This window comes from Paenibacillus sp. 4624 (assembly GCF_050435065.1).
In the GTDB taxonomy this organism is placed as follows: domain Bacteria; phylum Bacillota; class Bacilli; order Paenibacillales; family Paenibacillaceae; genus Paenibacillus; species Paenibacillus amylolyticus_D.
Genome location: NZ_JBNDJR010000005.1, coordinates 119,702 through 135,294, shown reverse-complemented (window position 1 = coordinate 135,294; position 15,593 = coordinate 119,702). Strand labels below are relative to the sequence as shown.

The 15,593-nt window shown below is 44.4% G+C and carries 13 protein-coding genes and 1 pseudogene; 6 read left to right on the top strand and 8 right to left on the bottom strand.

Going from position 1 to position 15,593, the window contains the following annotated elements; all coding sequences use genetic code 11:
- Positions 1-185 precede the first annotated feature (185 nt).
- From ABIE27_RS13445 to helD, 5 genes and pseudogenes are all read right to left on the bottom strand, one after another.
- Entirely contained in the window at positions 186-482 is a 297-nt protein-coding gene (locus ABIE27_RS13445) for a winged helix-turn-helix domain-containing protein (protein WP_429350690.1), read from the bottom strand.
- Between the two features lie 69 nt (positions 483-551).
- Positions 552-656, bottom strand: a pseudogene (locus ABIE27_RS13440) (response regulator transcription factor); the annotation flags it as partial.
- An 11-nt stretch (positions 657-667) separates the two neighbouring features.
- Positions 668-1,012, bottom strand: a complete 345-nt coding sequence (locus ABIE27_RS13435) for a DoxX family protein (RefSeq protein WP_123063789.1) — start codon at positions 1,010-1,012, stop codon at positions 668-670.
- 330 nt (positions 1,013-1,342) lie between these two features.
- Positions 1,343-2,092: a gamma-glutamyl-gamma-aminobutyrate hydrolase family protein gene (locus ABIE27_RS13430; RefSeq protein ID WP_123063525.1), complete on the bottom strand. Its 750-nt coding sequence runs from the start codon at positions 2,090-2,092 to the stop codon at positions 1,343-1,345.
- A 339-nt stretch (positions 2,093-2,431) separates the two neighbouring features.
- Complete coding sequence (helD, locus tag ABIE27_RS13425) at positions 2,432-4,852, bottom strand: RNA polymerase recycling motor HelD (protein ID WP_429350689.1); 2,421 nt, start codon at positions 4,850-4,852, stop codon at positions 2,432-2,434.
- A gap of 464 nt (positions 4,853-5,316) precedes the next feature.
- On the opposite strand from helD, the gene ABIE27_RS13420 reads away from it, so the two are divergent.
- Complete coding sequence (locus ABIE27_RS13420) at positions 5,317-6,297, top strand: aldo/keto reductase (RefSeq protein WP_429350688.1); 981 nt, start codon at positions 5,317-5,319, stop codon at positions 6,295-6,297.
- A gap of 199 nt (positions 6,298-6,496) precedes the next feature.
- Here the strand turns inward: ABIE27_RS13420 and ABIE27_RS13415 are convergent, their stop codons facing one another.
- Complete coding sequence (locus tag ABIE27_RS13415) at positions 6,497-7,537, bottom strand: NAD(P)-dependent alcohol dehydrogenase (protein WP_429350687.1); 1,041 nt, start codon at positions 7,535-7,537, stop codon at positions 6,497-6,499.
- Positions 7,538-7,747: 210 nt separating this feature from the next.
- Between ABIE27_RS13415 and ABIE27_RS13410 the strand changes: the two genes are divergently transcribed.
- Both ABIE27_RS13410 and ABIE27_RS13405 read left to right on the top strand, forming a co-directional pair.
- Positions 7,748-8,170 carry a MerR family transcriptional regulator gene (locus tag ABIE27_RS13410; protein WP_429350686.1) on the top strand — a complete coding sequence of 141 codons (423 nt, stop codon included), beginning with the start codon at positions 7,748-7,750 and terminating at the stop codon, positions 8,168-8,170.
- 23 nt (positions 8,171-8,193) lie between these two features.
- Positions 8,194-9,099, top strand: a complete 906-nt coding sequence (locus ABIE27_RS13405; protein WP_123063530.1) for an AraC family transcriptional regulator — start codon at positions 8,194-8,196, stop codon at positions 9,097-9,099.
- A gap of 111 nt (positions 9,100-9,210) precedes the next feature.
- On the opposite strand, the gene ABIE27_RS13400 is transcribed toward ABIE27_RS13405, so the two are convergent.
- The gene (locus tag ABIE27_RS13400) at positions 9,211-10,251 is read right to left on the bottom strand and encodes an ABC transporter substrate-binding protein (RefSeq protein WP_429350685.1); all 1,041 of its coding nucleotides are present in this window, start codon (positions 10,249-10,251) and stop codon (positions 9,211-9,213) included.
- 310 nt (positions 10,252-10,561) lie between these two features.
- Here ABIE27_RS13400 and ABIE27_RS13395 point away from each other — a divergent pair, with 310 nt between their 5' ends.
- Both ABIE27_RS13395 and ABIE27_RS13390 read left to right on the top strand, forming a co-directional pair.
- Positions 10,562-11,374, top strand: a complete 813-nt coding sequence (locus ABIE27_RS13395; protein ID WP_429350684.1) for an undecaprenyl-diphosphate phosphatase — start codon at positions 10,562-10,564, stop codon at positions 11,372-11,374.
- 152 nt (positions 11,375-11,526) lie between these two features.
- Positions 11,527-12,183, top strand: a complete 657-nt coding sequence (locus ABIE27_RS13390) for an MBL fold metallo-hydrolase (RefSeq protein WP_429350683.1) — start codon at positions 11,527-11,529, stop codon at positions 12,181-12,183.
- Between the two features lie 37 nt (positions 12,184-12,220).
- Here ABIE27_RS13390 and ABIE27_RS13385 read toward each other — a convergent pair whose 3' ends face one another.
- Positions 12,221-12,844 carry a hypothetical protein gene (locus ABIE27_RS13385; RefSeq protein WP_429350682.1) on the bottom strand — a complete coding sequence of 208 codons (624 nt, stop codon included), beginning with the start codon at positions 12,842-12,844 and terminating at the stop codon, positions 12,221-12,223.
- A gap of 210 nt (positions 12,845-13,054) precedes the next feature.
- Between ABIE27_RS13385 and metE the strand changes: the two genes are divergently transcribed.
- Complete coding sequence (metE, locus tag ABIE27_RS13380; RefSeq protein WP_123063535.1) at positions 13,055-15,352, top strand: 5-methyltetrahydropteroyltriglutamate--homocysteine S-methyltransferase; 2,298 nt, start codon at positions 13,055-13,057, stop codon at positions 15,350-15,352.
- Positions 15,353-15,593 lie beyond the last annotated feature (241 nt).

The window sequence follows — 15,593 nt, the reverse complement described above, 5'->3', positions numbered from 1 at the left end:
ATGATTGTTATGCATATGCCTAGCTAGGGCGTGTCTTGAAACCTACTGAAGCGCATCTTTTACCCCCTTTTCGCCCCCTGCTTCGTCACTTCCCCTTGACGTGCCCCGGCACGCCTGCGGGAAACTTCCTTGCTTGGAACGAAAATTCGGCAAAATTTGCTTTCTTCAGCGTTTTCAGACACACCCTAATCGATTTCAGATTTATATCCTAAGCCCCATATCGTTTTGATCATTGAGGATGAACCCGCCGAAATGTCATCCAGCTTTTCCCGAATTCGTTTGATGTGGGTATCTACGGTACGATAATCCACACTATAATCGTAATTCCATACATTTTGAAGAATATTCTCTCTCGAAAATAGCTTATCTGGTGATGTGGCTAAATAAAATAACAATTCGTATTCTTTAGGAGTTAAATGAATCTCTTTCCCTTTGGAAGACAATTTGTGATCCTCTTCCACAATAAAATCACGCAATTTCAATCTTCGATGAGAAGTAATGTTCTCGTGATTCACCACTTGCTTTCTCCGAACCACACTTTTAATACGATGAACGACTTCACGAGGACTAAACGGTTTGGTGACATAATCATCCGCGCCTGACTCAAAACCTTGAATAACATCCTTTTCACTATCTTTTGCAGTTAAAATAAGGATAAGGGTTGTCTTTAGAAAAAATAATACTGTGATACAATCAAGCTAAGAACAAACAGAACAATTGCAGGAATGGCCTTTTGAATTGGATCTTTAGCTAGAACAATCAAAGTAAAGGCTCCAGCAAGCATTGTACCTCCCAATAGCAAACCGGCCCAAAATGCAACACCAGGTATCCATATGCCAGCAAGCATACCGATCGCCCCAACAATCTCGAACGATCCGGTCAAAACATTAAAAAATGAGGGCAATCCAAAACGTTTGAATTCATCGGCCATCTTACCCGAAAGAATTTTGCTTCCTGTAACCAGGAAAAAGAGGCCTAACACAACCTGTAAAACCGTAATAAAAATGAACATAACAAACCTTCTTTCAATTGAGTTATACATATAGATTGGATACATGCTATAACATGTATTGGGTTTGTGGATCTGCATATGAAATATCCTTCTTCAGCTCACTAGCATCTCTCACGTTTAACAACACCCCTCAATCTCATTCATCTATATGCTATAGCATATATTTTGTTTTAAATTTAATCTAATGTCAACTCTAAAGTGTAACTTTTAAGAAATATAATCATTCATACACTATCTGTATAAAAAAAGCCAAATCACTTTCAAATGCATGCTATAACATATACTTGAAAGTGATTTTTATGTTCTACCTCCCTATCCATCGAACAAGAATCAAGCCGTAATGTCCTGCACAGAACTGTTAAATCTTGCTGAACTGCAGGCACTGACAAAAGCAGCAAATAGCTTCTGACTGTACTCGTCCACGGCATAACTATACTCCGGATGCCACTGAACCGCGAGTACGAACGAATAGCCCGGCATGACGACAGATTCAACCAATCCATCCTCTGCAATCGCTACAGCCACTAATTGATCGGACAGCGTTTTGATGCCCTGATGGTGATAGCTGTTAACCTGAATCTGATCCGTCTGCAAGATATCATGAAACAGATTATCTTTTTCAATATGTACGGAATGCACGAGATTGGTATACGGAGGTTTTTGCTGATGAATAATCTTCCGATCTGCATTAAATTCTGTGGGGATGTCCTGGTATAACGTTCCCCCTAAGATTGCGTTAAATAGCTGTAATCCACGGCATATGCCGAAGGCTGGTTTACCGAGCGCTATCACTTTTTGAAAAAGAACAACCTCCATCCGGTCCCGCTCTATGCACAGCTCGCCACAGACGCTCTGCAACCTTTCATTGTAGAGTTCCGGATGAACATCATGTCCGCCGGTAAACAGGAATCCGTCAAAGGCGTTCGCCAGCGTTGTGATCATGTCCTCGTCTGTCGTTAATGGCAGCATTATCGGTATGCCCCCTGAATCTTCTATGGCCTTCATATAATCAGGAAGCATCCAGTAACTTTTTTTGTCCGTGTCATACAAAGGCAGTACCCCAATCATCGGTTTGTTCATCTCAAGCTACCTCCTGATTTATATTGGATTCAACGCTTCATTGGTTGTTTATGTCATGTATGTTGCTTTAGATTTATATTCATATGTTTGCTTTATTTTATCAGACTTCCGGTTGAACAAAATGCACAAAATCTTGCATTCCCCTACCCGTTACATCCGTTGTTAGCATTAGGAAAATTAGAGAATAACGCCAAAAAAGCCGCTATCGCAGCGACTTTCTTATGACGTTATTAAAAGCGAAACTCGTTGAATCAACTGTTGCATCTGGACAGCCGCATGTCAGCCGATTTAAATAAATTCGCAGTTGAGGCAGAGATTTATACTATGGAAAAGGTGAACTTAGACATTTTTTACATCATACAAATCTTCAGGTAATGCCTGCACAAAAGGTGACCAGCTTTTCAAAGTATAGAGATGCAACCGATGCATAGCGCGAGTACAAGCCGTGTAGAGCAGTTTACGGTCATATTCTTCCCCAAATCGAGCTGCGGAGGCATCATATACAAGTACTGCATCGAATTCCACACCTTTGGCAAGGTACACGGGAATGACCATCACGCCTTTTTCAAACTGCTCCGTGCCTTTCGTAATCAGCTTTAGTCCCTCTACGCCGATCTCTCGTAAACGTTCATATGCAAGGTAACTCTCGGCTGCCGTTTTGGTTATGATGGCAATCGAACGAAAACCCTCTGTCTGAAGCGCCTCAACGTCAGATTGGATGAACTCATCACGCTGATTCTCTCCTGCCTTTGCCCGGATTAAAGCCGGTTTTTGATCCCTTCTGTCAAAAGCCACAATTTCATCGCCGCCTAGCAGCATTGCTCGGGTAAACTCGACAATTTCGCGAGTCGAGCGATAGCTCTGTACCAGCCGGATAAGCGTCGTTTCTTTGTCTCCATATAGACGGATTAAAGGAGAATCGGTAGCAGCAAGTTCTGTAGCCTGCATATAGATCGCTTGCCCAAAATCACCTAGTACCGTCATGCGGGCACGAGGAAACAGCTTTTTGAGATATTCATATTGGAACGCCGAATAATCCTGACCCTCGTCGACGAACACATGACGGATATCCGTGTTGATTCGCACGCCTTCGATCATTTCTTTTACATATAAATACGGGGTAGCATCTTCATGAAACAGCATGTTCTGACGCAACATGTCTTTGGTTTGTTTGCAGATTTCATCCCAGTGAGGTGGAACTGCCGCTCCATTCGTACGTTCTTGATAAGCTACGGCATCTACAAATAGTTGTTCATAAGCTGACTGAACATTGACGAACTTGAACTTTCGTACACGCTGCCTCAACGGCTTGAACGTCTGTTTCACTATTTTTCGCCGTAGCAATTCTTCTTCTCGTTCCAGAAAATCAAATGAGCCTTCATCCAGATCAGGGTGTTTGCCAGCATTCTCCCGTGCTGCATACTGCTCCGCCACTTCGAACACAGCCTTTTCCTTGTGCAGCTTACCGTATGCATCCGCATAGTCGTCCGTGTCGAGGTAATTTAACTCTTCCTCCACCCAGTCCGCTTGTCGTTCCTGTTGCTCTAGAACAGTCAGCTGTTTCAGTAGCCATTCCTGTAATAACAATATACGGCTTGGTAACGAAAGGTGGATATCATACGTAGAGAATTGTGCCTTCATTTGAGCTGAAGTAATAAACTCCCGTTCACGGAACCGAATGCCGATAAAGTTTAACCCTTCCCGTCCAAGCCATTCCCCATAGTTCTTCAAAGCTTTCATAAATTCCGCGGATGCTTTATAGCGAATGCCTTCCATACGAGCAGCGTAACTTGGTTCCCCACCAGCAGTAAGCACATACTCCATTTGGTCAAGCGGATCTTCCGGTCTCAAACTAGATCCCAGCCAATAATTCAAATACTCCTGAAACGTCGTCTGTTGAATGTTCTCTTCACCTAGCTCAGGCAATACACTCGAGATGTAACTGGCAAACATCGGATTTGGCGAAAAAAGAACCATCTGATCCGCCTTGATCGTCTGGCGATGCTTATATAATAGATAGGCCACTCGCTGAAGCGCGGCGGATGTCTTCCCACTGCCTGCTGCTCCTTGCACAATCAGCATTCGGCTGTGATCATTACGGATAATCGCGTTTTGTTCCTTTTGAATCGTGGCCACGATGCTTTTCATCTGAGCATTCGCACCTTTGGAGAGCACTTCCTGGAGCATGGCATCTCCAATTGTTTCACTCGCATCAAACATACCCAGCAACTGACCATCCTGGATTTGAAACTGACGTTTCAGTTCAACCGTCCCCTCGATTTTTCCCATAGGTGTCTCATAATCTGCCGAACCGGAGCCATAGTCATAATAAAGACTTGCTATCGGCGTACGCCAATCATAGATTAGAAAATCCAAGCCTTCTTTGTCCGTAAAAGAAGACACACCAATGTAAATTTGCTCCGTAAAACCAAGACCCTTTTCCTTAAAATCTATACGTCCGAAGTAAGGTAAAGGCAACAAACGGTTTACATTTTTCCACTGCTGCACTAACAACTTATGTCCACGTTCACGCTCAGCAAGTACTCTCGCTTGCTGATTAATTGTATAAAAGGCTTCTTCAAAATCCGTGTATGAACTCGTATTGATCGTGACTTCTTCCCAGAAACGTTTGCGAATTTCCGTAGCCTGATCTGCAAGACCTTCAACTTGGGGTTCAAGTTCATCAAGTCTCGCCTTCAGTTCATTTCGCACGTAAGCCAATCTTTCTTTTTCCAATTGCCACTCGTTCGTTTCTGCCATATCCGTTAACCACACTCCTCAACCCATTTTTGTGGAGAAAAAAAGCGCGTTGACAAATCGAAGAATTCGATGTATGATTATTTTAGGAGAAATAATGATATACCAATTACATATTCCACGAATTTCAACTGCGCTCATGATTATATCACAGCGTATTTTTGCATTCAATCTTTTTTTATTACGCTCATGAGACCTTTTCCTTTCAAAGGCCCAACATTTTAAATTATAATTCCACTCTCATTAAAGCCTTTTGGTCTATTCCAAGGGGCTTTATTTCATTTGATGCGCTACGTTTCCATACGTAAAGGACTCCTACTTCCCATTTTGATCGGATCAGGCAAACCTTTGATTGAAATATACTACAGTTTCATTAGAGAACCATGACATAATAGAACAGAAAACAGCCATCCTATTAGATATGTGAGATACGTGGCAACTTTGCTTTGAAAGGAAATGTGATCACGATGGAATACGTTAAGCTTGGTAATACAGGACTCGATGTCTCTCGCTTTTGTCTCGGATGTATGGGCTTTGGTGATGCCAGTAAATGGGTTCACGAGTGGGTGCTGAACGAAGAAGACTCCCGATCCGTGATTCGCAAGGCGCTGGATCTAGGTATTAATTTTTTTGATACGGCCAATATCTACTCACTCGGCACAAGTGAAGAATATTTAGGACGAGCTTTAAAGGACTATGCGAGCCGGGATGAAGTTGTGATTGCGACCAAGGTTCATGGGCGAATGCATGAAGGCCCAAACGGCTCCGGGTTGTCCAGGAAAGCCATTTTGAGTGAAATTGACAAAAGTCTGAAACGACTCGAAACCGATTATGTAGATTTGTATATCATTCATCGATGGGACTACAACACGCCTATCGAAGAAACGATGGAAGCACTCCATGATGTGGTGAAGTCCGGTAAAGCCAGATATATCGGTGCTTCGGCTATGTTTGCGTGGCAGTTCCAGAAAGCATTATATACAGCGGAGAAAAATGGCTGGACCAAATTTGTTTCGATGCAAAACCATTTGAACCTGATTTACCGTGAAGAGGAACGGGAGATGCTTCCGCTGTGCAAAGAGGAAAAAATCGGCGTTACGCCATACAGCCCACTCGCATCCGGCAGATTGACAAGAGATTGGTCTGTGACCACACATCGTTCAGAGACGGATGTGATACAGAAAACAAAGTACAATGCCACAAGTGACGCGGATCGCATTGTTGTCGAACGGGTGGCGGCTATTGCCGAGAAGTATGATGTGCCTCGTACACACATTGCTCTGGCATGGCTGTTACAGAAAGAGACTGTGACTGCTCCGATTATCGGCGCAACGAAACATTCACATCTCGATGTTGCGATTGCTGCATTGTCCGTAAAGCTGAATTCAGAGGATGTCGCTTTTCTAGAAGAGCCTTATATACCACATCCTGTCGTGGGCGCACAATAAACATTATAGATGGAGCATCATAAAACATACTTATGATCCGTCAACGATATGACCGTAAGGTGTTAGGGTCTTCAAAATGTTATCGTAAAAACAAATAGCCCCTCCTTTCCTTATGCGGAAATAGGGGCTATTTACTGATGCTCAGTTTTATTTATTCAAAGGCGAAGGCGTTAACTAAACTCTCTTCCCATCTGCTCTTTTAAATGGTGCTTGTATCAATTACAAAGCGATATTTAACATCTGAAGCGAGTACACGCTTGTATGCTTCGTCAATCTGATCTGCCGAAATAACCTCAATGCTAGGTGCAATATCATGCTCGGCGCAGAAATCAAGCATTTCTTGTGTCTCACGTATGCCACCAATCATCGAACCGGCGAATGAACGACGATGTCCGATCAGCGAGAATGCATTGACGGCGAGTGGCTCAGGCGGAGCCCCTACATTAACGAGTGTGCCGTCCAACTTGAGCAGCGAGAAATAAGCATTGATATCAATGCTGGCACTTACTGTATTGATGATCAGGTCTAATGAGCCTGCCAGTTTTTCGAATGTTTCCGGTTCGCTCGTTGCGTAGTAGTGGTCTGCCCCAAACTGCAATCCGTCTTGCTTTTTACTCAGGGATTGAGAAAGAACGGTAACCTCAGCTCCCATCGCATGTGCGATTTTAACCGCCATATGACCGAGGCCACCCATCCCTACGACTGCAACCTTCTTACCCGGACCAGCGCCCCAGTGATGCAACGGAGAATAGGTGGTAATTCCGGCACATAGCAGAGGTGCAGCAGCATCCAGCTCAATATTGTCAGGAATGCGCACTACAAAATCCTCGGTTACCACGATATGTGTGGAATAACCGCCTTGGGTTGGCTCACCGTATTTGTCTACTCCTGCATATGTTGGAATGTTACCTTTCAGGCAGTACTGCTCTTCTCCTTTACGGCAATTCTCACATTCGCCGCAAGAGTCGACCATACATCCAACGCCTACTCGGTCGCCTACTTTATATTTTGTTACACCACTTCCTACTTCGGTCACAATCCCGGCAATTTCGTGACCCGGTACGAGTGGATAATTGACGGGTCCCCACTCCCCATGGGCTGTATGAATATCCGAGTGGCAGATACCAGCAAACTTAATTTCAATTAATACATCCGTGGTATCCAGATCACGGCGGTTAATTTCTGCGGAACGGAAGGCTTGATCGGGTCCATCCACGGCTCTGGCTTTAGCTGTAATCAATATGATAACCTCCTCATGATTTTGGAATCTTCTTTATCTTACGCCCTATAGTTAACTCTAGGTCAAATGTTTTGCTCTACTTTTTTAAAAAAAGTGTTCGTTTTGACATCACTCCTGACCGCATGATAGAATTCACTCGCATCAGCGAAAGCCATGCAGCCTACCGGCTTTAATCTCGATCTGATCTAGAACTGAAAGGAACAACCCTATATGACATATTCCATTAGTGAAGTCGCTAAAAAATTGGATCTGACTGTGTATACATTACGCTATTATGACAAAGAGGGGCTCATGCCCTTCGTCGAACGCAATTCGACCGGAACGAGACAATTCAAGGAGTCCGATATTGATTTTCTGAAAATAATCCAATGTTTGAAAGCTACAGGAATGCCTATCAAGGATATCCGGGAATTCATAGCCTGGTGCTCTGAAGGTGATGCAACCTTGCATCAGAGGTATGACATGTTTACCGAGCGCAAAGCCAGCGTCGAGGCTCAGATGGAGGAACTCCGGAGAACAATGGAAGTTATTGAGCATAAGCGCAGTTATTATCAGCAGGCCATTGAAGCTGGAACGGAGAACATTCATAAAACTGCACTGGCTCCTAACCCTGAGCACGCAGCAAGCTCCTAGAGTAAATGAAAGGATCTTATCCTATGTCTAAGCCATATCAGCAGCAGTTAGTTGAACTTGCCAGACTTATTCATCCGTACACGGTCAATGAAGGTGTCAATTCAACCGAGCTTCCCTCCCTTTCTCTGATTCGTGAATCTGACATCACTGAGCCGATTTTCAGGTTGAACGAAGCTTCTTTTTGTATCGTCGTTCAGGGTCAAAAGGAAATGCTGCTCGGACAAGAACGTTTCCAGTACGGATCTGGCAGCTATATTGTAGCTACGATGGATTTGCCTGTAAGCGGCCAAGTCATAGAGGCTTCGCCCGCCACTCCTTATCTCGCATTAAAGCTTGAATTCACATGCAGTGAAATTCTGGAGATAGTTCAGCATACCCGTCTCTCTCCTATGTCGAACGATGCTACCAGACGAGCCATGTATGTGAGCAAAACCTCTCCAGAACTGCTGAATGCCGTGATCCGATTAGCTCAGTTGCTTGAAGGGGACGCGGAGGATATCTTCATGCTCTTCCCGTTGTTTAAAAAGGAGATTTTGTACAGAATACTAAAAGGACCTCAGGGCAGTGCACTGAAGCAGATGGCACAAGAAGGATCACACACGTATCGTATTCGTAACGTGATCGAACACATGGTGACACATATTAGTCAGCCAGTCCGGATTGAAGAACTGGCGGAGCTGGCGAATATGAGCCAGGCTTCCTTCCATCGACATTTCAAAGCAGTTACTGCGATGAGCCCGCTTCAGTTCATCAAACAACTGCGTTTACAAGAAGCTCGTCGTCTGTTAATGTCTCAAGCTGTGGACGCATCAGAGGCTGCTTATCAGGTTGGATACGAGAGTCCGTCACAATTCAGCCGTGAGTATTCCCGCTTGTTTGGTTGTCCTCCAATGGAGGATATTAAACGATTGAGAGGGAGTATGTACTAACATCTTCCCTTAACATTATCTCGATCCACGCAAAGAGGCTTCCACCTAAACGGTGAGAGCCTCTTCTTTTCCTTGGTTCAATTTGCTCTAAATACAGTCTGCCTGCTGAAACTACTTGGATGCCGAAAGTAAGCTATCCGTAATAAATTTAAGCTGTCCTTCCAACGATACCGGATCATTATAGGTGTCAGACGATGGATCTAGCTGAAATACATGATTGGCTTTCACAGCCGGGAGGTTTTTCCATAACGTATTTTCATATACCTTCTTGGCATCACTTTGATCTCCAGACCACGGGCTGGTGAAAATAATGTCCCCTGCATACTCCGGCACCACCTCCATCGAGATAGAAGCCCAGCCCGTTCCGCTATCAATCGCTTCCGCTTGGGCCTTGGTTGGTGCTTTAAGTCCAAACTCGCCGTAGATGATCTCTCCCCCGCGACCATAGTTATGACCGAACACAAATAACCCTTTTTCATATGGATTCAAAATGGATACGGTACGATTGCCTACAGCAGCTAAGACTTTTGGTTTCAGCTCGTTAATCTGAGCACTCCATTGGGTAACCCACGCTTTGGCCGCATCTTCTCTGTTCGTGAGTTTGCCCATCTCCAGCATCAAATCTTTGTAATTGCGCTTACCGTATTCCATCTGCACAACAGGTGCAATCTGTGACAGCTTGTCGATGCCTTCTGTACCCGTGTACACAAAAATCAGATCAGGTTTCAGAGCAAGTAGCTGCTCTGGCGTAGGCGCCTGTTCACCTAAATCTGTTGTTCCTTGAGCAGCAAGTTGCTCTTTGATGTATTTGTTATTCATCGCGCCTGAATTTGCTCCAACGACAGGAGCATCCAGTGCTACAAAGTATCCTGTAGAGAAGGCCGTCAGATCTACAATCCGTTTAGGATTTTTCGGCACTTTCACTTCACCAGCATCAGACTGGAATAAAACCATCTCATCTTCTGCACCTGCTCCTGTGTCGGTCGAACCATCTGAGTTGCTACTTGTTTTGCCTACGGCATCTGATGATGCAGCAGTGTTCTCTTCTCCATCTTTAGCTGGATTTGTAGCAGACTGACCACATGCGCTCAGGATGAGTATGAACACCAGCGCCATCATCATCCATATTGAACTTCTTTTCGTACTACGCAAAATAACCCCACCTTTAGTGTATTGGATTCTATCAATTAAATGATATTGATAATCGTTATCAACGATATCATGACTCTAGCATTTTGACAATACAAGTTTAATATATTCATTTCTCACTTCGTCTACTCCTTGCAAAACAGCCTCTCCCTTACATTTCTACTGGAAATTTCATTCCAAACTTGCCATCTAGTAAGTTAAAAGGCTATCATCATGAGAGTGGATAGAGAGATTTAACAAAGAGAATGATTTTAGAGTATGGTTTTAGAACATGGTTTTAGAGATTGTAGAGAAATGTTTCAAGGAGGACAAGATGGATCAGATTATACTGTGGTTAAAGTACTTTTTTTTGGGCATTGTTCAAGGTGCAACGGAGCCGATTCCAGTCTCCTCCAGCGGTCATTTAATTATTGCCCAGCGCCTAATGGGACTGAAGCAAAACGGCCTTTCTTTTGAAATTTTGACGAACACCGCCTCATTAATTGCCATTGTTTTTATTTTTCGGGAAGACATCATGAAGCTGATTACCGGTGGATGGGGTTACTTAACAACTCGTAAACCGGAATATCGGGCAGACTTTATGTTTTGCTTATATATCGTTATCGGTACGATTCCTGCTGCCGTTGCTGCTGTGCTGTTCAAAGATCAGATTGAGAGCATCTTCTCATCTGTTTATACGGTCGCAGTGGCCCTGCTAATTACGGGTGTAGCGCTCTGGCTTATTCGTAATCTGCGCGGCCGCAAACAGGACGGTGATTTAAAAACAAAGGATGCTGTGCTGGTTGGACTTGCTCAAGCCGTTGCTCTTATTCCGGGCATCAGCCGTTCGGGTGCTACCGTTATTTCGTCCATTGCAGTCGGCATGAAGCAGGAAACGGCGTTAAAGTTCTCCTTTATGCTCTACATCCCGATCAGTATCGGCGGTTTGATCATGGGCGCTTCAGATATAGCGCATGATCCTAACCGTTCTCAGCTCGCTATTCCTTACCTGATCGCGTTTATTACGACGCTGGTCGTTACCTATTTCTCGATGAGATGGTTTATGGGCATTATGGCCCGAGGCAATCTGAAGTATTTTTCATATTACTGTTTTGCGGCAGGAACATTGTTACTTATCTTTTTATAAAAGAGATTCTCTATACACAGCAAAGGGACAACTATCGCGGTTGTCCCTCTTTTATTAGGATTCATGACAACCGTATCTTTTGGCAGTCCCTATTCGTTTACTTAAGAAATGTAAAGATCTATTGAAACTTGTTATTAGGAGGTTTGATGTTGATGTTAATTTCGAAAGGAATCCAGATGCTTGAACTCGATTTCGAAGGGGTTATGATTCATCCTGTTCTGATATGGGATGAAAAAACAGCCGTGTTAATTGATTCCGGTTTTCCGGGACAATATGACGATTTATGTCTTGCATTAGAGAAGATAGGCGTGCCGATCAGCCAACTAAAAGCAGTGATTTTGACGCATCAGGATGTGGACCATATAGGCTGTCTTCCCAAGATTTTGCAGGAGTGTGGTACGGGGGTCAGGATATATGCACACGAACTGGATAAGCCGTATATTGAGGGACATCTCCCACTTCTCAAAGACGACCACCTGGAACATCCTCCAAAAGGCAAGATTGATGAAACTGTAACGGATGGTCAGGAATTGCCGTTTTGCGGCGGAATTCGCGTTATTCACACGCCTGGGCATACTCCTGGTCATATCAGCCTTTATTTAATGCGTAGCAAAACGCTGATCGCCGGAGATTCCATGTACAGTGTTAACGGCCAGCTTGGAGGTATTCACGTTCCGACTACACTGGATATAGAGGCAGCGCGCTTCTCCTTGAAAAAGTATCTGGCACTAGACATTTCATCCGTAATTTGTTATCACGGTGGTCTCAGTGATATGCATATAAAGGAACAGATCTCACGGCTGATTTAGAATTAAAAATGCAGATTCCAGTTTCTATTTTCATATATTAAGGTTTGGCATACTGTAAAATGGCTGTCGCCGCTCGCACTCGCAGCACTTCTTCTTCGCTTTCCAAGGCTTCTTTCAGCACTTGAAGTGCCGCTTGAATCAAAGCTTCATCCACATTTGCTGTGAGAGTGTTGCTTGTTTCGGCTGCTGCGCTGACTGCAAGCGCGCGATCCAGCTGAGCTTCTGATACAGGATGCTCAAATTTCACGAGGATGGATGGTGTGTTCCACAAAGCTTGGACTTTATCGTTCAATTCTGCGTATGGAATACGTCCTAACCAAGTGATTCCCCGACGGTGACAGATCAATTCATCCTCAGCACCTAAGGAGTCGTCGTAATAATAATCTCCGATATCCCCTACATAGGTCCATTCCTCATCCCTTATTAAGACGTAGTCCCCATCCTGCATTAGGTTAGCAAACATATGTAGTGTTGCAAGTGTATGAGTTAATTCCGTCTCCCCCAGGCTATACCGCTTAGCCAGTTGTTCTTTCCATTGCTCCGGTGGTGTAAGCTCAAGGTTCCCTAGACCAGACCAAGGGATGCCAATGAAGTTATCTTCCAGAAATGATGTTGTCCTGTTGAAGCCTTGCAATATAGTTTGAATGTAATACAGATTCATTGGTGTTCCTTCCTTTCACTCATTCATATGAACATAATTAGTCATTGTAACATCAGCGGTGTCTCTTTCAAACTTACACATTCTTAAACTCATACCAACCTTTTTTTGTTATATCCTAAGGCTATAACTAGATATAATATAAGGGAATTACGTTATAGCCGTGTATTTGTGATAAATTTTTGTTAACACATTGCAGAGGGGTTATGGCAAATGACAAAAAGCAGCGTATTGGGGTATCCACGAATCGGAGCCGATCGGGAATGGAAAAAAGCACTTGAGGCCTTCTGGTCAGGAAAATTAGAAGAAAACGAACTTCACGCGAGATTACAAGAGATTCGTTTAGATCATTTGCGCAAGCAACAAGCGAAAGGCATTGATCTGATTCCAGTGAACGACTTCAGCTATTATGATCATATTCTGGATACAGCCGTAATGTTTGGTATTGTGCCAAAACGCTTCGCTTATACCGGAGGCGCTGTGCCTCTCTCCGTCTATTACGGCATCGCCCGAGGAACGAAAGATGCCGCAGCCAGTGAAATGACCAAATGGTTCAATACGAACTATCACTATATTGTACCTGAACTGAACGATGCTTCGCCGGAATTGACCGAGAACAAACCACTAATCGCATACCTGGAAGCCAAAGAGAAACTGGGCATTGAAGGCAAACCGGTTATCGTTGGACCGCTGACCTTCCTGAAGCTCTCCAAAGGCTATGATGCATCCGAAACGGATGCATGGATCGATCAGCTACTTCCTCTCTACACTCAGGTGCTGCAAGAACTTGCGGATGCTGGCGTGCAGTGGGTACAGATTGATGAGCCGGTTCTCGTAACCAAATTGAATGACGCGGATCTGCAGCGCTTGAACAAAATCTATACTGCTTTTGCATCCGCTGTTCCGGGTTTAAACATCTTGCTGCAAACGTACTTTGAATCCGTTGAAAACTACAACGAAATCATCAGCTTGCCCGTTCAAGGCATCGGTCTTGACTTCGTGCATGGACTTGAAGGTAACTTGCAATCCATTCAAACGAGCGGTTTTCCGGCAGACAAAGTGCTGGGTGCAGGTATCATTGATGGACGCGGCATCTGGAAAGCATCCCTTCAGGACAAGCTGACATTGCTGGGCACCCTTACTTCTCTCGTAACAACTGAAAGGTTAGTTGTGCAATCCTCCTGCAGCTTGCTGCATGTGCCTGTGACAACAGCACGTGAAGCAAAACTTGCTGCTGAACTCAAAGATGCACTTGCATTTGCGGATGAAAAACTGGATGAGATCGTTATTTTGACCAAAGCAATCCGCAGCACCGATGCGGACATCACTGCTAAAATTAAAGACGCCGAGCAGAAACTACAGGCATTACAAAGCTCCGGGGATCGTAACCGCAAAGCCGTGCAGGAAGCCATAGCTTCCATCCGTGTACAAGAGCCCAACCGCTCACGTGCATTTGCAGAACGTCATGTTGCCCAGCAACAGAAATGGCAATTGCCGTTGTTCCCCACAACAACGATTGGCAGTTTCCCGCAATCCACGGAGGTTAGAAAAGCTCGACAACAATGGCGTAAAAACGAACTAAGCAACGAACAATACTCTTCCTTTATCCGCGATCAGATTGACAGCTGGATTAACATTCAAGAAGAGATCGGCATTGATGTACTCGTTCATGGTGAGTTTGAACGCACGGACATGGTTGAATTTTTCGGTGAGAAGCTAGCTGGATTTGCCTTTACGCAATATGGCTGGGTACAGTCCTACGGATCACGCTGCGTGAAACCACCTGTTATTTTCGGAGATGTTGAATTTGTAGGTGAAATGACGGTTGAGGAAACAAAGTACGCACAGTCGAAAACAGACCGCCCTGTTAAAGGTATGTTGACAGGCCCGATCACGATCATGAACTGGTCCTTTGTACGGGATGATATTGAACGGGAAACGATAGCCTATCAATTGGCATACGCACTCAGACAAGAGGTTGAAGCGCTCGAAAAAGCAGGCATCGGCATGATTCAAGTGGATGAACCTGCGGTCCGTGAAGGTCTGCCGCTCAAGGAAAATAAACAAGCCAATTATCTGGATTGGGCAGTCAAAGCATTCCGCATTACGACATGCACCGTACAGGAAACAACCCAAATTCATACCCATATGTGCTATTGCGAATTCCACGATATGATTGATTCTATTGAAGCGATGGATGCCGACGTGATCTCTATTGAGACTTCACGCAGTCATGGTGAGCTGATTCACAGCTTTGAAGAGAATACGTATGAGCTCGGTATTGGACTTGGCGTATACGACATCCACAGCCCGCGTGTGCCAAGCGTCGAAGAAATGAGCAATATGATTGACCGTGCCTTGCGTGTACTCGATCCGAAGCTGTTTTGGATCAATCCGGATTGCGGTCTGAAAACCCGTGGACAGGAAGAAACCGTTGCTTCTCTGAAAAACATGGTGGATGCAACCCGAATTGCACGGGCGAAGTATAATGCTACTCCTGTTCTAAGCTAGATAAGCTGAACTGAACAACTGATGATGTATACGGACGTTTCAATCATTAAAAGCCGGAATCCTGTATCATGCTGGATTCCGGCTTTTTAAAGTTATGACGTTTAAAATCAGTATTACATCCACGTATTAGGTAATTCTTCACCGTTGACTAATCTCTGATTCCTCATTATAATTCGAACATTGAGAGCCCGGCAGACATGATTTCCATGAATGCATGGGAGAGCGATCCGTATAAAATTCA